General features: G+C 41.4%; 23 protein-coding genes and 1 pseudogene. 16 read left to right on the forward strand and 8 right to left on the reverse strand.

Annotated features, from left to right (window positions below):
- The first annotated feature begins 104 nt into the window (after positions 1-104).
- The 4 genes from CL667_06825 (at position 105) to leuB (ending at position 4556) form a co-directional block, all read left to right on the forward strand.
- Positions 105-1262 carry a 2-isopropylmalate synthase gene (locus tag CL667_06825; GenBank protein MAL17407.1) on the forward strand — a complete coding sequence of 386 codons (1158 nt, stop codon included), beginning with the start codon at positions 105-107 and terminating at the stop codon, positions 1260-1262.
- A gap of 175 nt (positions 1263-1437) precedes the next feature.
- Complete coding sequence (gene leuC, locus CL667_06830) at positions 1438-2847, forward strand: 3-isopropylmalate dehydratase large subunit (protein ID MAL17408.1); 1410 nt, start codon at positions 1438-1440, stop codon at positions 2845-2847.
- 2 nt (positions 2848-2849) lie between these two features.
- Positions 2850-3440 carry a 3-isopropylmalate dehydratase small subunit gene (leuD, locus tag CL667_06835; protein ID MAL17409.1) on the forward strand — a complete coding sequence of 197 codons (591 nt, stop codon included), beginning with the start codon at positions 2850-2852 and terminating at the stop codon, positions 3438-3440.
- Positions 3441-3443: 3 nt separating this feature from the next.
- Complete coding sequence (leuB, locus tag CL667_06840) at positions 3444-4556, forward strand: 3-isopropylmalate dehydrogenase (protein ID MAL17410.1); 1113 nt, start codon at positions 3444-3446, stop codon at positions 4554-4556.
- Here the strand turns inward: leuB and CL667_06845 are convergent.
- Positions 4553-5041: a hypothetical protein gene (locus CL667_06845; protein MAL17411.1), complete on the reverse strand. Its 489-nt coding sequence runs from the start codon at positions 5039-5041 to the stop codon at positions 4553-4555. The two genes, leuB and CL667_06845, sit on opposite strands and share 4 nt — an antisense overlap.
- Positions 5042-5043: 2 nt before the next feature.
- A complete protein-coding gene (locus tag CL667_06850) occupies positions 5044-6012 on the reverse strand; it encodes a hypothetical protein (protein ID MAL17412.1) in 969 nt (322 codons plus the stop codon).
- 47 nt (positions 6013-6059) lie between these two features.
- Between CL667_06850 and CL667_06855 the strand changes: the two genes are divergently transcribed.
- Positions 6060-7988: a RecQ family ATP-dependent DNA helicase gene (locus CL667_06855; protein MAL17413.1), complete on the forward strand. Its 1929-nt coding sequence runs from the start codon at positions 6060-6062 to the stop codon at positions 7986-7988.
- A 230-nt stretch (positions 7989-8218) separates the two neighbouring features.
- Here the strand turns inward: CL667_06855 and CL667_06860 are convergent, their stop codons facing one another.
- Positions 8219-8611 carry a hypothetical protein gene (locus CL667_06860; GenBank protein MAL17414.1) on the reverse strand — a complete coding sequence of 131 codons (393 nt, stop codon included), beginning with the start codon at positions 8609-8611 and terminating at the stop codon, positions 8219-8221.
- A gap of 19 nt (positions 8612-8630) precedes the next feature.
- Positions 8631-9350, reverse strand: coding sequence for an NAD-binding protein (locus tag CL667_06865; protein MAL17415.1), 720 nt, complete (start codon positions 9348-9350; stop codon positions 8631-8633).
- A 52-nt stretch (positions 9351-9402) separates the two neighbouring features.
- On the opposite strand from CL667_06865, the gene CL667_06870 reads away from it, so the two are divergent.
- The 3 genes from CL667_06870 (at position 9403) to CL667_06880 (ending at position 10890) form a co-directional block, all read left to right on the forward strand.
- On the forward strand, positions 9403-10161 hold the full coding sequence (locus CL667_06870) for a hypothetical protein (protein ID MAL17416.1): 759 nt from the start codon (positions 9403-9405) through the stop codon (positions 10159-10161).
- A complete protein-coding gene (locus CL667_06875; protein ID MAL17417.1) occupies positions 10158-10502 on the forward strand; it encodes a hypothetical protein in 345 nt (114 codons plus the stop codon). Before CL667_06870 ends, CL667_06875 begins: the two co-directional genes overlap by 4 nt.
- A 97-nt stretch (positions 10503-10599) precedes the next feature.
- Positions 10600-10890 (forward strand): endonuclease, encoded by a 291-nt coding sequence (locus CL667_06880; GenBank protein ID MAL17418.1) that lies wholly within the window; start codon positions 10600-10602, stop codon positions 10888-10890.
- 63 nt (positions 10891-10953) lie between these two features.
- Here the strand turns inward: CL667_06880 and CL667_06885 are convergent, their stop codons facing one another.
- The gene (locus CL667_06885) at positions 10954-11577 is read right to left on the reverse strand and encodes a uridine kinase (protein ID MAL17419.1); all 624 of its coding nucleotides are present in this window, start codon (positions 11575-11577) and stop codon (positions 10954-10956) included.
- A 7-nt stretch (positions 11578-11584) separates the two neighbouring features.
- Positions 11585-12850, reverse strand: a complete 1266-nt coding sequence (locus CL667_06890; protein ID MAL17420.1) for an N-acetylmuramoyl-L-alanine amidase — start codon at positions 12848-12850, stop codon at positions 11585-11587.
- 208 nt (positions 12851-13058) lie between these two features.
- Between CL667_06890 and CL667_06895 the strand changes: the two genes are divergently transcribed.
- Positions 13059-16121: a hypothetical protein gene (locus tag CL667_06895; GenBank protein MAL17421.1), complete on the forward strand. Its 3063-nt coding sequence runs from the start codon at positions 13059-13061 to the stop codon at positions 16119-16121.
- Between the two features lie 4 nt (positions 16122-16125).
- Positions 16126-17196: a mechanosensitive ion channel protein MscS gene (locus CL667_06900; protein ID MAL17422.1), complete on the forward strand. Its 1071-nt coding sequence runs from the start codon at positions 16126-16128 to the stop codon at positions 17194-17196.
- Positions 17197-17356: 160 nt separating this feature from the next.
- Here the strand turns inward: CL667_06900 and CL667_06905 are convergent, their stop codons facing one another.
- Complete coding sequence (locus tag CL667_06905; protein ID MAL17423.1) at positions 17357-18109, reverse strand: hypothetical protein; 753 nt, start codon at positions 18107-18109, stop codon at positions 17357-17359.
- 230 nt (positions 18110-18339) lie between these two features.
- On the opposite strand from CL667_06905, the pseudogene CL667_06910 reads away from it, so the two are divergent.
- Positions 18340-18570 (forward strand): annotated as a pseudogene (locus tag CL667_06910) (Zn-dependent hydrolase).
- A gap of 49 nt (positions 18571-18619) precedes the next feature.
- On the opposite strand, the gene CL667_06915 reads toward CL667_06910, so the two are convergent.
- Positions 18620-19024 carry a hypothetical protein gene (locus CL667_06915; protein ID MAL17424.1) on the reverse strand — a complete coding sequence of 135 codons (405 nt, stop codon included), beginning with the start codon at positions 19022-19024 and terminating at the stop codon, positions 18620-18622.
- A gap of 43 nt (positions 19025-19067) precedes the next feature.
- Between CL667_06915 and CL667_06920 the strand changes: the two genes are divergently transcribed.
- The 5 genes from CL667_06920 to CL667_06940 all read left to right on the forward strand — a co-directional run bounded on the left by CL667_06920 (position 19068) and on the right by CL667_06940 (position 24817).
- Positions 19068-19637, forward strand: a complete 570-nt coding sequence (locus CL667_06920; protein MAL17425.1) for a thioredoxin family protein — start codon at positions 19068-19070, stop codon at positions 19635-19637.
- A gap of 4 nt (positions 19638-19641) precedes the next feature.
- Positions 19642-20286, forward strand: coding sequence for a pyridoxamine 5'-phosphate oxidase (pdxH, locus tag CL667_06925; protein MAL17426.1), 645 nt, complete (start codon positions 19642-19644; stop codon positions 20284-20286).
- A 3-nt stretch (positions 20287-20289) separates the two neighbouring features.
- On the forward strand, positions 20290-20943 hold the full coding sequence (locus tag CL667_06930; GenBank protein ID MAL17427.1) for a tRNA (guanosine(46)-N7)-methyltransferase TrmB: 654 nt from the start codon (positions 20290-20292) through the stop codon (positions 20941-20943).
- 765 nt (positions 20944-21708) lie between these two features.
- Complete coding sequence (locus tag CL667_06935) at positions 21709-22308, forward strand: TetR family transcriptional regulator (GenBank protein ID MAL17428.1); 600 nt, start codon at positions 21709-21711, stop codon at positions 22306-22308.
- 13 nt (positions 22309-22321) lie between these two features.
- Positions 22322-24817, forward strand: a complete 2496-nt coding sequence (locus CL667_06940; protein MAL17429.1) for an acyl-CoA dehydrogenase — start codon at positions 22322-22324, stop codon at positions 24815-24817.
- The last annotated feature ends 31 nt before the right edge of the window (positions 24818-24848 follow it).

Genomic DNA, 24848 nt, shown 5'->3' on the forward strand with positions numbered 1-24848 from the left:
TGGTTTTAGAAAAACCTTGGCTCCCAATACATTCGTCCCAATTACTTGAACTTTGACCAGAGAAAGTAATTGATTCGGCAGTTAAGTTAGAAATCCTCAGACTAATGCCAAACACTCAGATTCAAATTTTTGATACCACACTTCGCGATGGCGAACAAGTACCCGGCTGTAGATTAAATACCGGGGAAAAAGTTGAAATTGCCAAAGAATTGGAACGTCTTGGAGTTGACGTGATGGAAGTTGGATTTCCGATTTCAAGTCCAGGCGATTTCGAGTCGGTGAAGCAAATTTCAGAAATTATCAAAAATTCAACGGTTTGTGCCCTCACTCGCGCCGTTAAAAACGACATCGAAGTAGCAGCTGAAGCTGTTCAAAAAGCAAAGCACCCAAGAATCCATACCGGAATTGGAACATCAGACAGCCACGTTTTCAATAAACTCCGGACAACCCGCGAAAAAGTTATTGAGCGGGGAGTGGAGGCGGTGAAGCTCTCGAAGAAGTATGTGGAAGATGTAGAGTTTTACGCAGAAGATGCCGGTCGTACCGATAATGAATTTCTTGCGCAGGTTATAGAAGAAGTTATCAAAGCCGGGGCTACCGTCGTAAACATCCCTGATACTACAGGCTATTGTCTTCCTTCCGAATATGGAGAGAAGATCAAGTACCTGATGGAGAATGTGGACGGAATTCATAAAGCGACGATTTCAACACACTGCCACAATGATCTAGGGTTGGCAACGGCGAATTCTATTTCAGGTGTTCAAAACGGCGCCCGACAAATAGAATGTACCGTTAACGGTATTGGAGAACGGGCCGGAAATGCATCGCTGGAAGAAGTGGTGATGATTTTGCGCAAGCATCATGACCTGAACTTCGATACTAACATCAATACAAAGCATTTGTGTGAAGTTAGTGCTTTAGTATCAGCGAAAATGAATATGCCGGTGCAGGCAAATAAAGCTATTGTCGGCTCAAATGCATTTGCTCACTCATCGGGAATTCATCAGGATGGAGTTATAAAATCGCGGGAAACTTACGAGATCATTGATCCGGATGAAGTCGGTGCTCTGGAATCATCTATTGTACTTACGGCACGAAGCGGACGTGCTGCCTTACATTACAGAGCTCAGAAACTGGGTTTTGAGTTTGGAAAGGAAGAACTGGACCGACATTATCAAGAATTTCTAAATCTCGCGGATGAGCAGAAAATAATTCAGGATCAGGATTTGATTCGTTTGTTCTCAGTATCCGCAACCGGGTGATTAATATTGAAGTGATTAGTTACGACGCGGAGCGTGCGTAACCAGATTTTAGATCACTCTTCTGAGTCATAATTTTACGTTCGATAATTCAATACTCGCTCTTGACGCTCTGCGTCGTAGCGAACATTAAAGAAATTGGAGTTACTAACCATATTGAAGAAGCATAAAGCAGTATATGTCAAAAACGTTATTTGATAAAGTTTGGGATCAGCATGTTGTGGAGGAGGTTGAAGGAGGATTGGAAGTCCTGTATATCGATCGTCATTTAATCCATGAGGTTACAAGTCCACAGGCTTTTAGCGGTATTCGGAATCGGGGAGTTGATATCCACCGAACCGACAAAATTGTAGCCACGGCTGATCACAACGTTCCCACGAAAAACCAACATCTGCCTATTAAAGACGCTTTATCCAAACTACAGGTTGATGCCCTTCAGCAAAACTGCGAAGACTTTGGCATAGAGCTTTACGGATTAGGGCATCCTTATCAAGGAATTGTGCATGTAATTGGACCAGAATTGGGGATCACTAAGCCGGGCATGACCATAGTTTGTGGTGATAGTCATACTTCTACTCATGGGGCATTTGGTGCAATCGCATTTGGAATCGGGACATCACAGGTAGAGCAGGTTATGGCCACTCAATGTCTGTTGGTTGAACGTCCAAAAACCATGCGCATCACGATTAATGGAGAGCTTGGAGAAGGTATTTATGCCAAGGATATCATCCTCTACATTATTTCAAAATTAGGAACGGGCGGGGGAACCGGACATTTTGTTGAATACACCGGAACCGCTATTTGGGGTCTTTCGATGGAAGCCCGGATGACGATCTGCAATATGAGCATTGAGATGGGCGCTCGTGGCGGCATGATTGCTCCTGATGAAACTACCTTTGAGTATGTAAAGGGAAAAGAGTTTGCACCAAAAGGAGCAAAATTTGAAAAAGCTGTCAAATATTGGAAAACACTTTATTCAGATGATGAAGCTGTTTTCGATACCGAATACAATTACCGGGCTGAAGATATTGAGCCGATGATTACATATGGGACAAATCCGGGAGCAGGAATTAAAATCACAGGAACGGTTCCTAAACCTGAAGAAGTAGAAAACCCAGACGGACTGAAAAAGTCTTTAGAATATATGGGATTGGAAGCCGGTCAATCTTTAGAAGGGAAGAAAATAGATCATGTATTTATAGGAAGCTGTACCAATAGCAGGATCGAAGATTTAAGGATCGTGGCCAACTATGTGAAAGGCAAAAAGAAAGCTGATCATGTAGAAGCAATGATTGTCCCGGGTTCTCGACAAGTTCAGGAGCAGGCTCAAAAGGAAGGAATTGATACTATTCTTGCTGAAGCCGGATTTGAACTTCGCCAGTCGGGCTGCTCGGCTTGTTTGGGAATGAATGAGGATAAAATCCCCAAAGGCGATTACTGCGTTTCAACTTCAAACCGAAATTTTGAAGGAAGGCAGGGGCCGGGAGCCAGAACTATGCTGGTAAGTCCGCTTACTGCAGCAGCCATCGCAATTGAAGGAAAAGTGGTTGATCCTCGAAAATTCACACTCGAAAAAGTAGCGGTTTAGAAATGGAGAAATTCAAAGTACTAAAAACACCGGCTGTTCCGCTTCCTGAAGAAGACGTAGACACCGATCAGATTATACCGGCTCGTTTCCTCAAAGCAACTTCCAGAGAAGGATTTGGAGAAAACTTATTTCGGGACTGGAGATATGATTCCGACGGAAACCCTAAAGAAGATTTTGTGCTGAATAATGAAAAATATTCAGGAAAGGTATTAGTAGCAGGGCGGAATTTTGGTTGTGGGTCAAGCCGCGAGCATGCTGCCTGGGCATTATATGATTATGGATTCAGAGCAGTAGTGTCAAGCTTTTTTGCTGATATTTTTAAAGGAAACGCACTCAACAACGGACTCTTACCTATTCAGGTGAGCGAAGAGTTTCTAAAGAAGATGCTGGGAGATATTAAGAAAAAACCATCAACCCCAATAAAGATCGATCTTAAAGATCAGGAGATTTCTTTAGAAGATGGAAGCAGTGAAACATTCGAAATCAACTCATTTAAAAAAATGTGTCTGCTGAAGGGATATGACGATATTGACTTCCTGCTCAGTAAAATGGACAAAATCAAAGAATTTGAAAAACAACATGTGGAGTTTTAGGAAATGAAAAAGAAAATAGCTGTATTGCCCGGAGACGGAATTGGGCCTGAAGTAACAAAGCAGGCCATCAAAGTTTTGGAAGTGATAGCTGAGCGCTTTGGCCATGAGTTTGAATATGAAAAGGGATTGGTAGGAGCTGTAGCTATTGAAGCAACCGGTGATCCGCTTCCTAAAGAAACCCTCGAGACTTGTTTGAATGCAGACTCGATTCTGTTTGGTGCTATTGGTGATCCAAAATATGATAATAACCCAAATGCCAAAGTACGTCCAGAGCAGGGATTATTACGGCTCAGAAAAGAGCTTGGGTTGTATGCCAATATCCGGCCGGTTAAAACCTATGATTCTCTGATTCAGCGATCCCCATTAAAGGAAGAAAATATTAAGGGTACCGATCTGGTGATCTATAGGGAATTGGCGGGAGGTATTTATTTTGGCGAAAAAGGCCGAAGTGAAGATGGAGAATCCGCGTATGATCACTGCACCTATTCAGTCGCTGAAATTGAACGCATTGCTAAGCTGGCTTTTCAAGCAGCTCAAAACCGGCGCAAAAAACTAACACTGATCGACAAAGCCAATGTCCTGGAAACGTCACGGCTCTGGCGACAAACTGTACAGGTTATAGCACAAAACTATCCAGATGTAGAAGTGGAATATCTCTTTGTAGACAACGCGGCTATGCAAATCATACTAAGACCTAATCAGTTTGATGTGATTTTGACTGAGAACATGTTTGGAGATATAATTTCTGATGAGAGCAGTGTGATAACAGGTTCTATTGGGTTATTACCTTCGGCATCAATCGGTGAGAAAGCTTCGCTGTTTGAGCCTATTCATGGAAGCTATCCGCAGGCTGCTGGAAAGGATATCGCCAATCCCATCGCAATGATTTTGTCAGTAGCCATGATGTTGAATCACTTTGGTTTGAAGGAAGAGGCTGAACTGATCAATACCAACATTACCTTCATGATTAAGAAGGGGCTTGTTACTCAGGACTTACATTCAAGGAATTTCATCTCCTGTTCAAAAGTAGGAGACGCACTTGGCCTGCTGCTTGATAAGAATATTGAGGGAGTCCGTTTTGAGAATATGTTTGAAGGGAAGTTGCCGGTTATTTAATTAATGGCTGGCACTTCTTGTGAGGAAGTATACAGCTCTTCCTGAAACTCTCTGAGTTCTACGACTAAGTCGCTAATTCGGGAAGGTTCGTCTAGATATTCAAACGTTACTTTTTTCTGAAAATCTACGGTGCTGATTTCAATAAACTCAGCTCCGCCATCTGTGCAATCAGGGCAGCCAATTCTATCCGGTAGTATGATAAAAGCACTCATTTCAACCATGTCCTTGATACGTTCAAATTCTTGAGTTGAAAGTTCTTTACTTGCTCTGACTTCAGACCCGTTGTTAGGTGGATTCCCATAGCTAGCAACCGTAAGTACGGCTTCATCCTCAGTAATGGAAGTTTCTTTATAGCAATCTCCGGTACACATCCCAAAAGAAGTCCCATAGGTAATAGTATATCCTTCTTCAGTTGCTAATGGGGCTTCATTGCACCCGTTTAGAATCATTAATAAAACAGGGAATATTAAATAGAAGGTTTTCATAGTTACTGATTTTCAAAAAATTCAAAGCCGTCAATGATGTCCAAATAGACACCATCAAATCCGGCGTCTAATATTAACTGGAGGTAGGAATCTTCATTCCCCAGTATGATAGCTTTCCAATCCGGGTTCCAGTATTGCACTTTAAAATTACCCTTCCAGTTTGGGTTTTCGCGCACCAACCATTCGGGATTACCTTGTCGCCATTCATCATTCCAGTAATAGCGATAATCTTCTGCCTCACCAATACTCATGTAGCTGATTACTAACCGTGTGCCACCATTTTCCTTTTGTCGAAGCTGTTCAACTTCCTGGGGGGTGAATACTCTCGAGCCATAGAAGGCATCCATAACAATAACATCATAATTGGTATTCTGAACGGATGATATGAAGTCATTTTTTGAGTCAAAATCTTCCATATTCAACAGGTATAAGAAATTCTTGGCTTCCGATAAATGAGTAATGTCATTATCATTTTCACCTGTCAAAGGAAATGTTCTTGCAGGGATTACAGTCAGTTCTCTTTTTGGTGCTGCGAAGGGTATAAAACCAAGAGCCGTGTTTTGGTTTATAGAATTATTCACTTTAAAAGAGGTAGTTACATAATCGGTTACCAAAATAGCTTTGTTAGCATCTTTACCAATATTCAGCAGCCTCAACAGGTTATTAGTTTCTCTTGCCGGAGTTGGCTGATCCATTCCTCCATAACCAAAAAACAAACTTTCCTGAGCTAAACCGTCAACAGCATCCAAATATGAAGTGGCTGTATTTCCATTTCTGAGAATCAACGGATGTCCGTTTTGGGGAATGACTGCAAAGTCAGGATTTTGTTCTTTAGCGTAAGCTGATATCTCACCAACAAAGGTTCGCATTTCTTCTCGATAATCGACATCATCTCCACCATCAGTAAATATATTGCCACAAGAAAACCAGGTCAGAATTATTAAGAGAAGGAATAGGAAATTTGTTCGCATTGGTTTGTATTTTGAAGTAAAACAGAGATAACTCTATAAGGGTAAAGTTGCAGGATTATTTTCACAAAGCAGAATTAAATTTAAAAAAATTTTGGGGATTTAATGGGTTTCGTCCGGGTCAGGATGAAGTTGTTAAATCGGTTTTTGATGGAAAGGAAACACTCGTTCTCTTTCCAACCGGGGGAGGTAAGTCACTTTGCTATCAGGTGCCGGCTACAGTTTTTGAGGGGATGACACTTGTTATTTCCCCACTTGTTGCGCTCATGCAAGATCAGGTTCAGCAACTGAAATCCAAAGGCGTTTCTGCAACGTTCATCAACAGTACAATCCCATCTTATGAAGTTGAGCAGAGATTGGTGAATGCCAGAAATGGGATGTATAAGCTGCTTTATTGTGCGCCGGAAAGACTCAAAACGAGTTTATGGGAAGCTGAATTGCCAAGGTTGAACATAGACCTGGTTGCCATCGATGAGGCACATTGCATCAGTGAGTGGGGGCACGATTTTCGGCCCAGCTACCGGGACATTAAAACTTCACTTGAAAGTATAGCCGACCAAACCCGCTGGATTGCATTAACGGCAACGGCTACGCCCGAAGTTCAGAAGGATATTGTTGAATCATTGGGTTATGAAGCGCCCAATGTTATTTCAAGGGGATTTTCACGTCCAAACCTAAAGTGGTGGGTGGTGAAATCACCAAAGAAAAAACAGAAGCTGGAAGAATCGGTTCAGAAAGGTGCTCAAAAAGGAGATGGACTTATTTATGGCGGAACCCGCAAGAACTGCGAACACCTTGCAGATCGGTTTAGCAGGCTCGGAATTAAGACGGAAGCATATCATGCCGGCGTAGAGTCTGAAAAGAGGAAAGCCATTCAACAGCGATGGATTACAGGTGAAACGCCCCTTGTAGCGGCCACCAATGCTTTCGGGATGGGCATTGATAAGCCGGATTGCAGATATGTGATACACGAAGAAATGCCGTATTCACTGGAGGCTTATTATCAGGAAGCGGGCCGTGCAGGACGGGATGGGGAAGAGAGCTTTCCAATCTTATTGTATCGGGAATCGGATTACTACAAAGCGGATGACCGGATCGACCAAAGCTATCCAACTCTGGATGAACTGGATCACGTCTATCAGATTTTGTGTGACAGCTTTTATCTGGCAGTGGGTTCAGAGATGGAAGAGTCTATGCCGTTTGATATTGAGCAGATCAAAAAACGCGGTAAACTGAAATATGGAAAGGCCAGAGCAGCCATGCGTATTCTTGATCAGTTTGATATTATAGCCATGCATGAAGAGGTGAAGCCTGCGGTGAGCATTCAGTTTACGCTCAGCCAAAATGCGATGAAGACTTTTCGGGAGAAGTGTAAAAACGATGAGAAGGCAGAATTCACAGACAAGCTGGAGCGTATGTTTGGCGGATTAGCTTTTCGTGAAATGGTGCAGCTGGATGAAGAATATGTGCTCGAGAAGTTGTCCATTCAAAGGAACTCATTGGTGAAAGCGTTAAACGTACTGATGCAAAATGATCAGGTTCTGGTTTTTGAAATGCATAAGCAGCGTAATCTGGTTAAAGTACTGGAAGCCCGCTCCCGAAAGTTGCCGTTGACGAAGAAGGAAGTCGAATCCCATCGAAATAACTTATTCCGAAAGCTGGAGCATATGCATGGATACATCCTTACGGATACTTGTCGGGAAGTATATCTTAGAAACTACTTCGGAGATACAGATGCGGAGCCTTGCGGGCATTGTGATAACTGTCTGAAATCGAAGTCAGCCGCTAATGAAACGCCATCTAATGATGAATTGAAGGTGATTTATGAAGAGCTTAAGTCGCAAGAAAAAACATTAGCTCAACTCTGCGACTCTACAGGTCAATCAAAAGCTAAAGTACAGCATGGGATTCAGTTTTTGATAAGAGAGAATAAGGTGACTACGGTGCCGGAGAAGCCGGGATTTTATAAGGGGATTTAGGTAATAGCAGCAAGGTTTTAGGTGTTAGTTTTTTTTAGCAGAGCGTGGAGCATTTTCTGAGTTTCGGTATTGAAATGTAGAGCTGTTTAAACCTGATTCCTTACAAACTATATCTAACTAATCTCGCTATGAACGCTCTGCGTCGTAGCGAATTTGGTGACGACGCAGAGCGTTCGTCACCAGGGATATTATTTACTTGAACCTTATTTCTTGCGCCTTCCTACTAAAACCTATTTAACCGTATCCCTTACCGCTGCCTTCATCGAATCAATATGAGTTTGGATGTATTGCTCTTCACCCTCCAGCCGCCGAACGGCTTCATTAACCCTTATCAGTTGTCGATCTACCTGTTTTTGATAGTATTGGTGTGAGGTGAGGTATTCTTCCTCAGTAATTCCAAACTTATCATAAATCAGACTTTTCAAAGAATCCGCATTAACGCTATCAGGCATTGCATTTCGATAGGTGGTTATATGCTGCATCTCTACCAACAGGTCGATATAGTTTTCTTCAGCAATCAGATTATCAGGTCTTGGAGATTTCTCCGTACCCATACAATTGCTAAAAAATAGAAGAGTCGATAAGACTCCAATTGTTAATAAGAGTTTTTGCAATGCATGCATGGTGGGCGAGATCGGTCTCTTAGTTTGTAGGATCTTTAGGGTTTAATGGGCGCATGGTGATTTCATTAATCAGGAAATTGTCATCCGTTTCGAGGAGGAATTTAACCGTGCTTGAGATATCGGTTGTTTTCATCATGTTTGGATGGTTGTCGATGCCATCAATTTTATCGAACAGCTCGGTATCGATAGAGCCCGGAAATACGCAGGTAACCTTAATTGCGTCATATCTCAATTCCTTAAAAAGAGCCTCACTAAAACCACGTACTCCAAATTTACTGGCGTTATATCCGGAAATAGTTGGATTGCCCATGATTCCGGCAATAGAGGAAATATTGATAATGTGAGTGGTATTTTCATTCTCTTTCATGAGCGGAACAATGAGCCGGGTTAGGTAAAAAATACCATTCAGGTTCACATTGATCATATTATGCCATTCACTCATAGACAGATCTTCAACATTCGCAGAATACATAACTCCGGCATTGTTGATGAGAATATCCGGCTGGTGATTTAAATTAAAAGTATCATCCACCCATTCTTCTAAATCCTCGGCATTGGTGATATCCATTTTTACGGGGTGAAATTTGTTACCGAGAGACTTTTGAAGCTTGTTGAGCTTGTCTTCACTTCGCGCAAGACCATATACTTCAGCACCGTTTTCGATCAGCATTTTACTGAATTCAGCTCCAATTCCACTACTGGCTCCGGTTACGATGGCGATTTTTGAATCAAGATTCATTATAAATGTGGTATTTTGTTTTAAATTCCTTTGTTAAAAGTACTACAAAAAGATGAGCAAAATCGATTCCATTCAGCCAAAAAATCCACTTTACCTTGATGTAGGGAATTCTTCCATTAAAGGAGCATACAAAAAAGGACTTAATTGGGAAGCTATTCATGCCAAAAAAAATTATAAGGCATCTGAATTAGTTCAGTGGATTGATGAGCACCCAGAGACTTTTTCGCACATTGTACTTGCCAGTGTTCGGGATGATGTGAAGTCAGCACTACATCATGAACTAAAGAACGTTGATGTAGTAGAATTGTCTGTTAGTGACATTCCGAGTGATCTGCTTGATTACAGAAGCACGGAAACATTAGGCATCGATCGGTTTTTAGCCTGCTTTGGAGCTACTAATCAAACTAAAAACTCAGTAGTTGTAATTGATGCCGGCACCGCGCTCACTATTGATTTTATGGACGAGAATGATGTGTACCATGGCGGAATTATTGCTCCGGGGATATCCGGCTTTGTAGATGTTCTTCGTGAAAAAGCACCTGCTCTACCTAAGGTTGAAATGAACATCCCTGAAAAATGGCCGGGCAAAAGTACTGAAAACTCATTGCAATGGGGGCAGGCGGGATTTTATAAGATTGCTATAGAAGGAATTCTAAAAAAATATGAGGATGAGTTTGGTCACTATGACTTATTCATCACCGGGGGAGAAGGTAATATCGTTGAGTCTATATTAGGGCAAGATTCTAAGCTTCGGCCATTTCTGGTTTTTGACGGGATGAAACGATTGGAAGAACGGCTGGCCGGTTCATGATACATATTGCATTTCACATAATTGTTCCTGTTGCTGTTGCCTTGCTTTTCTACGGGTCAGACTGGCTAAAGACAACTATCATTCTTTTAGCTACCATGCTGGTTGATGTGGATCACTTGTTGGCCAATCCCATTTATGATCCGCTAAGATGTTCGATTAATTTTCATCCCCTACACACCACTCCGGCTATTATTGTTTACGGGCTGATGTTTTTGATTCCGATATTTATAAAGACTTGGGAGCCAGATGATGGTAATGAAAAAAGGTACCAACTAATCCACTTAGCAGGCTTGGGATTGCTTATCCATATGGCTTTGGACTGGCTGGATTGTGTTGTGTGAATCTGTAATACAGCAAAGCTCAGTTAAAGATCCTGAAACAAGTTCAGGATGACGACAAATATTGTAAGGAATTCTTTTGAGGGCGCTCTTACTGGATATGAGTAGAGCTTATGTTTACATATTAACCAATTATAAAAGAACTACGCTTTATATCGGTGTTACCAAAAATCTTTCTCAAAGAATATGGCAACATAAACAAGGGCAAGGATCTGAGTTTACCAAAAGATATAAGCTGACCATACTTGTTTACGCTGAAGAATGTGGTACTATCAGTGATGCGATTGAAAGAGAGAAGCAGTTAAAAAATTGGCATAAGAAATGGAAGTGGAATCTGATCAGGAAACACAATCCAACTCTTGAGGACTGGTATTTCACGTTAAGATTTTGATTAGCCAGATTTAAAAAAGAACGTTGTCATCCTGAACTTGTTTCAGGATCTGTAGTGTTCAAATCAGGAACTCATCTGTCCTCGAATAAGCGCAGAGACCATTTCAAGAGCTACTTTGTTTTTGCCACCGCGGGGGATAATTACATCCGCATATCGTTTGCTGGGCTCCACGAATTCAAGATGCATAGGGCGAACGAACTTTTCGTACTGAGCAAGCACACCGTCAACTGAACGTCCTCTATCCTGTATATCACGTTTTAGTCGGCGAAGTAAACGGACATCGTCGTCCGTATCCACAAATATTTTAACATCCATGAGTTCCAATAAATCCGGCTCTGAAAAAATCAGAATGCCGTCAATAAGGATAACCTCAGAAGGAGTAGCTGTAATGGTTTCCTCCTTACGGGTGTGCTGTTCAAAATCATACACCGGAACTTCAACCGTATAACCTTCCATCAAAGCCTTGATGTGACGGATCATGAGTTCAGTTTCGAGAGAAGCAGGGTGATCAAAATTTTGTTTTACACGCTCTTCAAAAGGAAGATGCTGGAGTTCCCTGTAATAGGAATCATGCTCGATGCGGAGAATGTTGTCGGCTGCAAATTCATCACAGATATAATTAACAACCGTTGTTTTACCTGAGCCACTACCACCAGCAACTCCGATGACCAAAGGATTCTTAGACATGCTTTATCTAGTTAGAAGTGGCGCTGTAGGCCTGCTTCTCTTCGTATTCAACTTTATAATTTCGTACTGCTCTAAAGAGGGCTGACGCCATGATAGTTTGGCCATAATCGCTGGTCAAAAATCTTTGTTCAGATGGGTTTGAAATAAAACCTAGCTCAACCAAAACCGCAGGCATAGAGGCTTCAAAAAGCACCTGGAACCCGGCTTGTTTAACACCCCGAGACTTACGTTGTGCCCGATTCTTAAACTGATCTTCTATCATGTAGGCTATCTTCTCACTAGTGGCGATAAAGCCGCTGTGAGCAAGTTCATACACCAATAAGTCTTCTTCTGTAAGTTCCTTATCAACTTCATTTTTAAAAACACTGTTCTCGCGTTTCATTACTTCAAAAGAAGCATCACTTTTATGTAAACCGAGGAAGTAAACTTCAGCACCCCGGACATACTGATCATCAAAAGCATTACAATGAATTGAGATGTAAAGATCGCCTTCGGCAATATTAGCGAAATGCCCAAGCTCTGCTAACCCAAGATATGTATCATCTTCCCGGGTATATACCACTTCAACACCCTCCATTTCAGGGCTGTTTTGAATGTATTCACCAAGACGTTTTGCTACTGCCAGGGTAATATCTTTTTCTTTGACACCCTTATATCCAATGGAACCGGGATCCCATCCTCCATGCCCAGGATCAATGACAATTTTATCAAATCGAAGTTTGTCTTTTACGTTGTTGTAGAAATCGTCGGTAGGTGGGCTGCTGTTTGTTACTTCTTGATTCTCAAGTTGTAGCGTGCTGCCCAAATCAACAAGTTCTTCGTACCAATTTCTTGCTAAGAACTGTTGTGAAAATCTGTTGACTTCACGTTCGGTTGAAACTTCCAGGCTAACTAACACATCAGAGCCGTTTTGGTCTAAATATCCTCTGGACTGATAGTAAGCATCATCAGCAAGATAAATGTCTATGCCATACCCGTACTCTAATTTATAAAGCCGAACTTCCTTCAGTTTCTCACTTTGCTCGGGAAGTTGAAGACCGGTAGTATCAATTTCTTCATCATAAAGAACCATCTGAATGAGATCCGGAGCCGGTTGTATTACTTCAAATGAATCTACAGGTGCCGTTTGATGAAAACGCACAACGTAGCCCATGCCGTCACTTCGAGCCGTATTAGATACTCTGTACAACTGCGTTTGTGCATAGCTGGATACACACGAAAACAGAAAAATAAACAGCAATAGTAGCGCTCTGGAAAAAAACGGAATGCGCATATTCGAGTCGGGGTTATTATTTCGGTAAGTCATTTGCCTAAGTAGATGATGCGTATAATGTAAGATATTCTGTAAACCATTGAAAGAGTTCAGAAAAAAGGATAAAGTGTATCGCCTTTAATTACGTAGTGCTTTAACGATGAAAATGGGTGTTTATCATATTAGTAGAAGAAGCCGAGTTTAAGGCAGTAATTAGAAAATCGATTTTATGCGCATGCAGTCCGATTATTCCAGAGAAAAAATAGTATCACAAGTTCATCAGGAATGGCTTGATGAGGTAAGCAGCATTATAGTTAGCAAACTGAATTCAGATTCTCAGGATCTTGCTAATTTGCTGCAAGATACGTCGGATGGAATAGATAGCGGGGAAACTGAAAAAGCACTTAAAACCCTGACGGAAAAACTGCAATCTAAGCTTCCAAAGAAAAAAGACGATGAAAACCTGGATCTTAAAATTGATTGGATTCAAGCGTTTAATGAGCTGACGGATGAAATTCCTTCAGAGATTGAATTGCCACAACAGGAAGAACGATTTAATGCTTCAGAATCTGATTCCGTATTCATCAAAGCCGGCAAGCTTGTAAAGCGGGTTACCCGAAGCACTTCTTCTTTTGGTACCTCAGCAGGTAATAGCGTTAGAGGGATAGTTGGCGCTGAGAAAAAGAATCCCGCAGTTTGGTCCCATACGGTTCCGTTAAAAAATATAGTCGAATTTAATCTGCTTAACCTGTCTGACTGGGTATACAGTTGGAACAACGAACTCCGAAAGCTGGAATCAGAAGTTTTGTTAGAAGCAGATGCTTGGATGCTTCATTCCAGCGGACTCATTTCATTTGAAAAGAACAAGGCAAAGGCAAAGGATGAAGAAGGAGGTGAAGAGACTGAGGGCGAAGATATAATTGACACCAAGCCGACAGAAAGCACCCCAACAGAAGCTGACATTGCCACATTCTTTGAGGAGGCACTTCGGGCGCTCAACTCTTTAAAAGAGGGTTTTAAGAAAAGGCTGGACTCTGATTTAGATGAAATTGGCAGCAAAATAGAAGAATGTATTGCTAAGGCAGGAACTTTCGAGCTTTCGGAAGGAGATTATAGCCAAGAGAAAATCAGCCAAAAAGAAAAAAGTATTGCTTCAATTACCCAAAAGAATGCTGCTATTTGGGCTGAATTATTTGCTGTGTTGGTGGATCGTGTAAGCCTGTCAATGAACTTTATGCATCTGCATGAAAATGTACAGGAGCGGGTAGAAGGCTTCAGTTCTTCAATTGACGAGTTATTTGAGGTGACGATGGAAGAACCGTCGGAAGTACTCATGGAGCAGCTTGAAAAAGCTATTGCCGTTTTTAACGAATCTGAAAATCGGTCACTCAAAGAGATTCGGGATTTTAGTACCAAACATCTGAATGATATCAGTGAGCATATCGAAGTGAAGATGATACAGCCTCTTACGGAATTCATGGAGGAGGCCATTTTTAGTACAAAACTAGACCGATTTACAGCAGCCATTCCAGAATGGACCAAGGATCAGCCCGAGAAAGTTATACTGGTTGAGAAGTTGGATATGACGAAACTGCCTCCTGATTTTGAGTTTGAAAGTGTTGATTGGCAGGTACTAGTGCAGCGGGTGATGAATAATCAGATTGCTAAGGAGTTCATCCCAAAACAAGTGAAGCCAGAAGAATTTCTGGCAAATGTGCTTAATGAGCTTCAGGAAATATCTCAGATTGTGTTCACCAACCTCGAGATCGCCGATGAAGTAAAAAAGTCTGACGAGGAAGAACCTTTTGAAGTTGCCCGTGAGGGGTTAGAACGGGCAAGGGTAAAACTGGACGAGCTGATTCAGAAAATCCACACTAAACGCGAGGGGCTGGCAACAAGGCTTTCAGGTCAGCGGGAAGTAGCGTTTACGAAATTAGCGATGCTTCTGGAGAAGCAGGATGTTAAAGAAGTACGAATGGCCGGTGCTGAATTTATGGCCAAAGAGACCGCTATCGACTGGAAGACAAAATTTCAGGTTAGGTGGGCCATTATATCGGAAAAGGTGGAGTTGGTTGCACGGTTTATCTGGAAAAAAGCCAAGCTCTATTTTCAGAACATCCGCAAGTTTTTAGGATTTGCAGAGAAGGAAGAACTGGAAGGCGATAAAACAGATCTGGCCACTTTTTTATCGGAAACGGATGAGAAAATCGCAGAACTTCCGTTCATCTATCGCCGATTGTTTGATTTTAAGAAGGAAGTTGATGACCGTTTTTACATTCGAAAGCCCGAGCAGTTTGAACGGTTTAAAAAAGGATATGAGCTATGGCAAAACAACTTTCCTTCTACCTTAGCGATTGTTGGAGAAAAGGGAAGTGGAAAAAGTCTGTTTACACGAATATTGATTCAGGAAGTACTTGTCAAAAATGATGTCATTGAAATAAACTTTAAGGATACCGTCTGGAGACCGAAGCAGTTAGTTTCAAAAATAAGCACTGCCCTTAAGATTGATGATGCTGAAACCATTGAAGACCTTATTGCAGCAATTAAGCGCAAGAAAAAGCGAGTTGTAGTAATTTTAGAAAATGTACAGAATTGTTATCTCCGGAATATTTCTGGTTTCGAAGCAATAGAGCAGATGATGCTGCTGATTTCTGAAACCAACAAAGAGATACTCTGGATTACAACCGCCACCAGATACGGTTGGTTATTTTTAGATCGGGTTTTAAGCGTGTCAGATTATTTCACTCATACCGTGGAATCAGATAATTTGATTGGAGAACAAATAGAGCAAGTGATCCTGAAAAGACATCGTGCCAGTGGGTATCAGCTTCATTTCTTGGCGGATGAAAACACCAAGAAAAGCAGGACCTTTAAAAAACTAATGGGCGATGAGAAAAAAACTCAGGAGTTTTTACAAGAACGCTACTTCGAAAAAATGGCTAAGCTTGCCGAAGGTAATTCCTCAATCGCTATGATATTCTGGATACGTTCTATCAATGAATATGATGACACCCATTTCTATATAAAACCCTTCGATTTTAATACCATCACCCGCATTGATGAATTGGATAGCGCTGAGTTATTTGCGCTGGCTGCTTACATTCTGCATGATTCTCTCTTGCCTGAAGAACTTGCAGAAATCATGCATCAGCCACTTAGAAATAGCAAGCTAATGGTTTCAAGGTTAACCTCCCGGTCCATACTATACAAAACCGATCATGGATATATGCTAAATCAGCTAATCTACAGGCAAGTGGTTCGGGTTTTGAAAGAAGCAAATTACATACACTAAAGACATGCATATACAAACACACATATCGCGATTGCTTTTGCTTCTTGTAATGAGTTTTGTCTTGTATTCGACTCAAGCTGTAGCTCAAGAAACAGTGTCGATTTCTGACAGCATTAGTGTTTCCAACACCGATACAGCGTTCGTTCAAAAAGTGGACTCATTGCTGAATGCCCGCCTGAACCGCCTCGATTCCATTACTAAAAACTTAGAAGAACGACTAGGGATTTCCCAGGAAGACTCTTCAGCCGTTGGCGGAGATGCCGAGCAAGCTCTCGCACAACTGGAACAGGTTATCTCGTGGCCGAAGGTCATTACAATTATCCTGTTCTTTATTGCAACATACTATGTCACGGTTTTTGTAAGTACGATACTGGACAATTTTTCGGAGCGGATTTCAAAATACCGCCTTCGCATAAAACGGACGGTGCCCATCTTCAGAGTTGTGCTATGGACAGTCGCCATATACGTTGCCATTGCAGGAATTATTCAGCCTCCGTATGCCACGGTTATTACGGTGATGGCATCGGTCGGTATTGCTGTGGGACTAGCTTCTCAGGATGTGCTTAAAAATTTGTTTGGCGGGGTGATGTTAATTCTGGATCGACCGTTTCAGGTTGGCGATAAAATTCAATTTCAGGATCACTATGGGGAAGTACAGCAAATCGGTCTTCGCTCAAGCAGAATTGTAACACCGGGTGATTCTGTAGTCACCATTCCCAATGGCGAGTTGATACGCACTGCTGTCTCCAATGCCAATACCGGCGCGCTGGATTGCCTGGTAGTCACCGATATCTATTTGCCGGCTGAAAGCCCTGTCGAACTTGTTAAGGATGTAGCATATAAAGCTGTAGTGGCTTCAAAATATGTATTCCTGAAAAAGCCAATCAGTATTATGACGGAGAACCAAATGCACGAACGCAGGTTTATCCTTAAGCTGAAGGTTAAGGCGTATGTGCTGGATATTCGATATGAGTTCCCTTTCCAAAGTGATGTAACAGAACTGATTTTAACGGAATTGAAGAAGCAGGGGATTATTAAAGATGAGCTGCTTCATAATGAAATTTCAAAGCAATAGTTTTAATACCTAACATCCTTAATTATTGAATGATGAATAGAACATTAAAACAACTCCCGTTTTAATAGTAATCCTATTCTTCATGTAACACACAAATAGTATCTACTTAGAAAAAAGAATAGCGGGTATTTGGATTATCTTTACTGGTGTTAAAGAGTAATTATTTTGCTGTTTTAACTTTTGCGTTTTCAGCAATTTGCTTGACATATTTCGTTTTGTATGCGATAAAAAGAAAAAGTTTATTGAACCAATCAATAGACCAGTGAAATTTGCGTACGACGTCGATAAATAAAACTACCCTTATTTCTTTGGATTCATTTGCAGCATCGTGTAGATATACATCATTAAACATGATTCCCTTACCATTTTTCCAGTAATAGGATTCCCCCTTTTCAATTTCTGACTTGTCTTCGCAGTTAAATGTCTCGCAATCAGCGTTAATACGAATCCTGCAATTTTTATCTTCGTTGTTATTCGGAATAATAACCCCAAGGTGGTACCGAAGAAAGCCTTTATAATATCCGTAATGAGGTTTAATGTATTGTTCAGGATCCAGAATTGAAAAGAATGCTTGCTTTATCCGTGGTACTCCGCGTAAGAGATCCGCGGTTTCCGGACAAAGTCTGCAATTCTCTTCTATGAATCCTCCAGATTTGAACATAAAAGATTTCCATTTGATAGCCTGCACTCCACCCTTGGTTTTTGTACCTGCCAATCCATCTAGATCTGGGATATTATCCTTTATGTTTAGTAGTTCTTTACACTCTTTTTGAATGATTTCGGCGTGATCTTCCAGAACCTGAAATTGAGGGTAATCTTTCTGATAATCGTAAATAAAGGCAGGCGTTTGTGTTATCCAACCTTTTTTTTCTAATATGAATATGAGTTTGTTGAGCTGTCTGAGTGGATCCATAAATAATTAATGCCGTTTTTTATACTAATAACCCTATGATTATGTAAATAATAGCCAATTTATTTTAAGGTTAAAAGGTGGTATAAAGTTATTTTTTATTGAGCATGTAAAGAAAATTATAAATCTTAATTCTTTCATTCAGAGGAGCACAATGTCAAGTCTTTTACAAGACCATTTATGTTATGATAATAAAAGGGGTTTTTGCAACGACATAGGTCTCTGAACCATAAACAGGTACTTATGCTATCAACTTTGATAAAGTGGGAGAAGCAGTCAGCGCTCTTTCTTTAAAGATATTGACCTTGCAAGGTGATGGCGATTATGAAGCAGTAGATGCTTTCGTGCAAAAATACGCCGTTGAAACCGATCAGTTAAAGGCTTCATTGAATAGACTTTCAGAACAAAGTATCCCTGTTGATATCACGTTTAATCAAGGGGTAGATGTTTTAGGATTGGAATAGAAAGCCGGAAAAACTAAAATGGAATATGAGGCGTCGGTTAATTAGTTAACTACTCTATCGGCGTTAGCTTAGCGATACCTTCATCCGGTGCATAGGTAATTCGGATATTGGTATCGTTATCCTCATCAAAAACAGTGAGAGCGATTTCCTGGTTAAACTCGATTTCATCAATCTCATGAGGCTTAATCATCAGAGGCTCTAAGAACTCAGCATCCAGTCCACGCATGGTTTTTAGCTCTTCGTTAAGGAAGTCCATGTATTCCAGCTTCAAATTTCCTTCACTTATATAGGTTATAATAAGAGAGTAGGCTACTTGTCCTGCATACGCAAAGCGTTCTCGGATTTGTGAATTAAGCTTTCGTACATCTTGTTGACGTAAATAGAAATAGAGCTTTAGGGCTTTCTCAAATAAAATTTTGTCACGATCATTCAATATCTTTGTCTTTGTGTCCATACACCTAAGTTAAAACCAATAATCATAAAAAGTCAGTAACATTATGTCTGCAACTCCATCAACAATGCTGGAATTAGGAACAGAAGCTCCCGACTTCAAACTGCCGAGTGTAAACGGTGGTAATCTTTCACTTACCTATGCGGATCAGAGTAAAGGGTTTGTGATTATGTTTATCTGTAACCATTGTCCATACGTCTTGAACATTGAGGATGAGCTCGTAAATGTAGCTGAGGAATATATCTCAAGAGGGGTAGGCTTTATAGCAATTAGTTCAAATGACGTTGAAAAATATCCGCAGGATAGTCCAGAGAAAATGGCGGAAAAAGGGTATCCTTTTCCGTACCTGTATGACGAAAGTCAGGATGTTGCTAAATCTTACAAAGCTGCTTGCACTCCAGATATTTTTGTGTTTGATGAAGACCGGAAGTTAGTCTACAGAGGTCAATTTGATGATAGCAGACCAAGCAAGGATGCGCCTGTTACAGGTAATGACTTAAGGAAAGCACTCGACACTATGCTTGCCGGAGAAACAATCCCGGAAGATTCGCAAACACCGAGTATGGGTTGTAACATAAAATGGAAGCCGGGCAATGAACCCGAATATTTTGGCTGAATAAATGAATAAAGAAAAACTTCAAAAACTGCGTGAAGACTACTCTAAGCACTCGTTAGACGAATCTGATGTAAACCAAGATCCCTTTAAACAATTTGAGCAGTGGATGACAGAGGCTCTGGAGTCCGAAATTCCCGAGCCTAACGCCATGACGTTGTCTACGGTTGATTTCAATAATAAACCTCACTCCCGTATAGTGTTACTGAAGGGGCTGGAAGACGGTGGATTTATTTTTTACACGAATTATGCCAGCAATAAAGGTGAACAGATGGAGCAGAATCCAAATGTTTCCTTATGCTTTTTATGGCTAGGTCTTGAACGCCAAGTTCTAATAGAAGGGAAAGTTGAGAAACTATCTAAGGAAGAGAGTGATGCTTACTTTAGTCAGCGCCCTTATAAAAGCCAACTGGGAGCGTTAGCATCTAATCAAAGTGCAGAAGTGCCCAACAGAGCTTTTTTGGAAAAGAAGTTTGCCGAACTCGAGGAGAAATATGAAGAAGGAAATGTTCCCAAACCAGAAAGCTGGGGTGGGTACAAGGTGACTCCGGAAGCTATAGAGTTTTGGCAGGGAAGAAGAAGTCGGCTCCATGATCGAATAAAATATGAGCTTGTTGCTGATAAGTGGAACATTAAAAGACTGTCTCCTTAATTTATGCCCAAGGTAAAAGAAGAACGTATGGAAGAGCTGCCCAAGCTTAATAATACACTGGTCTACACAGACTTCGACGAAGGGAATCCCGCTCCAAAAGGAAAATGGAATTCCGAGATTTTTGAAAACGAGAACCAAATAGTTTTGGAGTTAGCCTGTGGCAAAGGAGAATATTCGGTTGGACTTGCTCAACTTCACCCCGAGAAAAACTACGTCGGCTTAGATATTAAAGGAAATCGATTATGGGTAGGAGCAAAGGAAGCCCTGGATAACAATCTGGAAAATGTCCGATACCTTCGTTGTTATATCGACCACTTAGACCAGTTTTTTGGAAAGAATGAAGTCGATGAAGCATGGATCGTTTTTTCAGATCCATATATAAAGAAAGAGAGGAAAAGGCTTACTGCTCCTAAATTCTTAAAAGTGTATCGAAAGGTAATGAAGCCTGGAGCAATCATAAATCTAAAAACAGATAGTGATGTGCTCTATGAATACACGAAAGAGATCATCGAGCAAGAAAATTTAGAGCTGTTAGATGACGAAGCCAATGTCCATAAAAATCGCCCAAATGACCCTGAGCTTTCTATTATCACTTATTATGAAAGCATGCACCTCGAAAAAGGGAAAACGATCAAATATTTGAAGTTTAGGATCTAGCAGCTATCAGTTTTTTGAAGCTGTCTTTTAACTTTAGGTAAGACGTCCTTATTGAATGCTACACTATGCGCCAGGGTAATGGGACGCCTTTGTGAAATTTGAGTTCCATAAAAATGACCATCTGACGACTGGATAAAGGGATAGGTTATCAAACCGACAAAGAGTCGTCCGATGGCTGGGATGGATCAAAATTATAATGTTCCTTGTACAATCACCGGTCCGCTCAGGGTTGAAACCCATTCGCTTGTGTAAAGGAAATCATTTTACCCGTATCGTCGCATCCTGGCTGGGGGGATTTTAGGTATTCTATAATTCGGTGAAACTATTGCTAGTCAACGCATCGTAGTCTCCCTGAATCTCAAAATAGCGCAAGCGTCCGATTGTGCGGTGGTTGATTAGGGAGCGAATCCAATGACCCTCTCTGTCTTTCCCCTTGAATAAGGGGAAAGGACTCTATGGTGAGATGGGATGTAGCTTAATCCGGCGCATTTTTTAGCAACACTTTTGCGAGGAGACTAGGTTGCTTGAATGTAGATTTGGGATAGCTAACGACGAAGCAATCTAGTTAAATATGGAAACCAAGCCGAACAACACCAGCGCCCTAATCCTGAGATTGCCACGCAGTGTATTCATTTCACTCATTGTACTGCTCGATGGTGGATGCCTTTGCGAGATGCCCTGCCATAAAGCCAAAAACATCTGTCTTGATTTTCGCTTTGGAATGGTTACATTGTAGAAGTTAACACCGTTAACCAAATGAATTAAATGAGCGAAGAAGTTCCACTAAGAGATCAGATTTTAGACATCAGCCGACATTTACTTTATCAGGAAGGTTATAAGGCGCTATCAATGCGGAAAATTGCCAAACAGGCAGATGTGACTGCAACAAGCATTTATTTGTACTTCGAAAACAAAGATCACTTGTTACATACACTCATTGAAGAGTCTGTGGAAGATCTGAGCCAATTTATTGAAACAAGATCGCTCCCAAAAACTGATAGTATTGAACGCTTTAAAGCGATAACTGAAAGCTATGTTCAATTTGCCCTGGAATATCCGGAGAAGTATAAAATTATATACAAAGTCCGGTCTGATTCAATGGCCAGGTATCCAAAAGAGAAGTTTCGGAAAGCCCGGCGCGCTTACGAATTGTTAGTGAAAACAATTGAAGAAAGTGTAACTCAGGGACTTATGGAAGTGGAAAAACCAGTAGTTGCGGCCTATTCAATATGGGCACAATTGCACGGTGTAGTATCGGTTGTGCTAAATAAAAGGCTGGATAGCCGAATAAACAGTGATCAATTTATAGAGGATTCTATTGAACTGGTAGTTCAGGGATTCTTGGTTCGAACAACAGTATCATAAACGAGGAAACGTCATGGAAGCAATAATGGAATTATTTGGATTTTTTAGTGAGGTCCCACTTTGGGCATCGATAGGGTCAGCATTTTTATTGATGCTGATATTAGGATATACAGGAGCTCCGTTGTGGTTATGGGCTGTAGCAGGTTATGTAGGTTTAGCCGGATTGAATGCGCCTGCTTGGGCTTATATCACTTATACAGCTTTGGTATTGGTTTTCAATATAAAACCGATTCGAAGAGTTGTGTTGAGTGGTCCGATCATGAAATTGCTGGATGCACTGAATTTCCTTCCCAAAATATCACAGACAGAACAAACAGCTATTGAAGCTGGTAATGTTTGGGTTGAAGGAGAACTGTTTTCAGGAAAGCCAGATTTTAAGAAAATTTTGGACCAGGATTACCCTGAGTTGGATAAAGAAGAACAGGCTTTTCTTGACGGACCGGTGGAAGCGCTTTGCGGCATGGTCACCGATTGGGATGTGATGGTTCGAAAAGGATTTACGGAAGAAGTATGGGAGTTCATGCGCAAAGAGAAGTTCTTTGGACTGATTGTTCCCAAGAAGTATGGCGGACTTGAATTCTCTGCCACTGCTCATAGTGCTATTGTAGCAAAGCTGGCCTCAAGGTGTGGGCCATTAGCCACCACGGTAATGGTACCTAACTCGTTAGGCCCTGCAGAATTGTTACTTCATTATGGAACTGAAGATCAAAAAGATCACTACTTACCAAGACTTGCAAGCGGAGAAGAAATGCCGTGCTTTGGCCTGACTGAAGCAAATGCAGGATCAGATGCAGGAAGCATGAGATCTGAAGGTGTAGTTTTTAAAGGGGATGATGGAGAGTTATACCTCAAAATGAATTTCGAAAAACGCTATATCACACTGGCCGCTATTTCTACGGTAATTGGCTTAGCGTTCAACCTTAAAGATCCCGATCACCTAATTGGGGATGAAGAAAATCGTGGTATAACCTGTGCACTTATTCCTTCAGATACAGATGGAGTCACTTTAGGAAGACGCCATGATCCTCTTGGAATTCCGTTCTACAACTGCCCAATTGATGGAAAAGATGTGATTGTACCAATTGACGCCATCATTGGTGGCAAAGAAGGAGCCGGAAATGGCTGGAGAATGCTGATGGAGTCACTGGCAGTAGGACGTGGAATCTCATTACCGGCGCAAAGTGTGGGTGGATCTAAAATGGCAACTCGCGCAATCGGTGCTTATACAGCGATCCGTAAACAATTTGGATTGAACATCGGGAAATTCGAAGGTATCGAAGAACCCATGGCTCGAATCGGTGGGTATACGTACTTAATGGAAGCCGCTCGAAGATATACTACCGGTGGACTAGATAGTGGGCAAAAACCTGCCGTTGTAACAGCTATCGCAAAATATAATTTCACTGAGTTAGGTCGTGAAATTGTGACCGATGCAATGGATATTGTAGGCGGTGCAGGAATTTCCCGAGGTCCCCGAAATATCTTTGCAAGCAGCTATACTGCGATGCCAATCGCCATTACTGTTGAGGGAGCTAACATACTGACTAGAACACTCATGATCTTCGGTCAGGGTGCAATTCGTTGCCATCCCTACGCATACAATGAAATAGATGCACTGATGAACAAAGATGTGAAACAGTTCGATGATAACTTCTGGAAGCATATTGGTCACGTTGCCAAGAATAAATCAAGAGCTTTCTTATTAAGCTTAACAAGAGGCCGATTAGCCTCATCACCGGTAAGCGGACCTTCAGCTAAGTATTTTAGAAAACTAGCCTGGACATCAGCATCCTTTGCTTTCTTCTCAGATATCGCATTGGGATCATATGGTGGAGCTCTCAAAATGAAAGAGAAAATAGCCGGTCGCTATGCCGATATTTTAAGCTATATGTATTTAGCTTCTGGAACACTCAAACGATTTGAAGCGGAAGGAAGACGAGAAGCGGACCGTCCATATTTTGAATGGGCTATGGAATATAGCTTCTGGAAAATTCAGCAAGCCTTTGAAGGGATCCTGCGAGAAATTCAGGTACCCGGATTAAGCTGGGTATTTAGATTAGCCGGAGTTTGGGGGAGATTGAATCCAATTGGAACCTATCCCTCAGATAAACTCGGTCATAAGGTTGCTCAAGCTATGCAAACTCGCGGAGAAGACCGGGATCATATGACAGATGGAATTTACCTTCCGGAAGATAAAGAGTCTGCTGTCGGCCGATACGAACATACCATGAAGTTGGTTGAAGAAGCCTGGCCGGTATTCAAGAAGCTCTATAAAGCCATTAAGGCAAAAGAGCTGCCTAAAGAACCCTATTTAGAAATCGCAGATCTTGCAGTTGAGAAAGGAGTACTTAACAAAGAAGAAGGCGAGTTAGTCAAAAAAACCGAAAAAGCTCGAAACGACGCTATTCAAGTAGATGAATTCACGCTCGATGAGTATGATAACGAAACACCGACCAAACCTTATGGCGATGGCAAGAAACCGGAAGAAGCTCCGCAGGCGATGGTTTGAGTTTTAAACCTGTCTATAATTTAAGAAGCTG

The organism is Balneola sp. (assembly GCA_002694685.1).
Classification (GTDB): domain Bacteria; phylum Bacteroidota; class Rhodothermia; order Balneolales; family Balneolaceae; genus Gracilimonas.

Excerpts from the sequence above, each read along its gene's own strand:
- CL667_06825 (MAL17407.1), top strand. The coding sequence starts at position 105 with ATGCCAAACACTCAGATTCAAATTTTTGATACCACACTTCGCGATGGC.
- leuC (MAL17408.1), top strand. The coding sequence starts at position 1,438 with ATGTCAAAAACGTTATTTGATAAAGTTTGGGATCAGCATGTTGTGGAG.
- leuD (MAL17409.1), top strand. The coding sequence starts at position 2,850 with ATGGAGAAATTCAAAGTACTAAAAACACCGGCTGTTCCGCTTCCTGAA.
- leuB (MAL17410.1), top strand. The coding sequence starts at position 3,444 with ATGAAAAAGAAAATAGCTGTATTGCCCGGAGACGGAATTGGGCCTGAA.
- CL667_06845 (MAL17411.1), bottom strand. The coding sequence starts at position 5,041 with ATGAAAACCTTCTATTTAATATTCCCTGTTTTATTAATGATTCTAAAC.
- CL667_06850 (MAL17412.1), bottom strand. The coding sequence starts at position 6,012 with ATGCGAACAAATTTCCTATTCCTTCTCTTAATAATTCTGACCTGGTTT.
- CL667_06860 (MAL17414.1), bottom strand. The coding sequence starts at position 8,611 with ATGCATGCATTGCAAAAACTCTTATTAACAATTGGAGTCTTATCGACT.
- CL667_06865 (MAL17415.1), bottom strand. The coding sequence starts at position 9,350 with ATGAATCTTGATTCAAAAATCGCCATCGTAACCGGAGCCAGTAGTGGA.
- CL667_06870 (MAL17416.1), top strand. The coding sequence starts at position 9,403 with ATGAGCAAAATCGATTCCATTCAGCCAAAAAATCCACTTTACCTTGAT.
- CL667_06875 (MAL17417.1), top strand. The coding sequence starts at position 10,158 with ATGATACATATTGCATTTCACATAATTGTTCCTGTTGCTGTTGCCTTG.
- CL667_06880 (MAL17418.1), top strand. The coding sequence starts at position 10,600 with ATGAGTAGAGCTTATGTTTACATATTAACCAATTATAAAAGAACTACG.
- CL667_06885 (MAL17419.1), bottom strand. The coding sequence starts at position 11,577 with ATGTCTAAGAATCCTTTGGTCATCGGAGTTGCTGGTGGTAGTGGCTCA.
- CL667_06890 (MAL17420.1), bottom strand. The coding sequence starts at position 12,850 with ATGCGCATTCCGTTTTTTTCCAGAGCGCTACTATTGCTGTTTATTTTT.
- CL667_06895 (MAL17421.1), top strand. The coding sequence starts at position 13,059 with ATGCGCATGCAGTCCGATTATTCCAGAGAAAAAATAGTATCACAAGTT.
- CL667_06900 (MAL17422.1), top strand. The coding sequence starts at position 16,126 with ATGCATATACAAACACACATATCGCGATTGCTTTTGCTTCTTGTAATG.
- CL667_06905 (MAL17423.1), bottom strand. The coding sequence starts at position 18,109 with ATGGATCCACTCAGACAGCTCAACAAACTCATATTCATATTAGAAAAA.
- CL667_06915 (MAL17424.1), bottom strand. The coding sequence starts at position 19,024 with ATGGACACAAAGACAAAGATATTGAATGATCGTGACAAAATTTTATTT.
- CL667_06920 (MAL17425.1), top strand. The coding sequence starts at position 19,068 with ATGTCTGCAACTCCATCAACAATGCTGGAATTAGGAACAGAAGCTCCC.
- pdxH (MAL17426.1), top strand. The coding sequence starts at position 19,642 with ATGAATAAAGAAAAACTTCAAAAACTGCGTGAAGACTACTCTAAGCAC.
- CL667_06930 (MAL17427.1), top strand. The coding sequence starts at position 20,290 with ATGCCCAAGGTAAAAGAAGAACGTATGGAAGAGCTGCCCAAGCTTAAT.
- CL667_06935 (MAL17428.1), top strand. The coding sequence starts at position 21,709 with ATGAGCGAAGAAGTTCCACTAAGAGATCAGATTTTAGACATCAGCCGA.
- CL667_06940 (MAL17429.1), top strand. The coding sequence starts at position 22,322 with ATGGAAGCAATAATGGAATTATTTGGATTTTTTAGTGAGGTCCCACTT.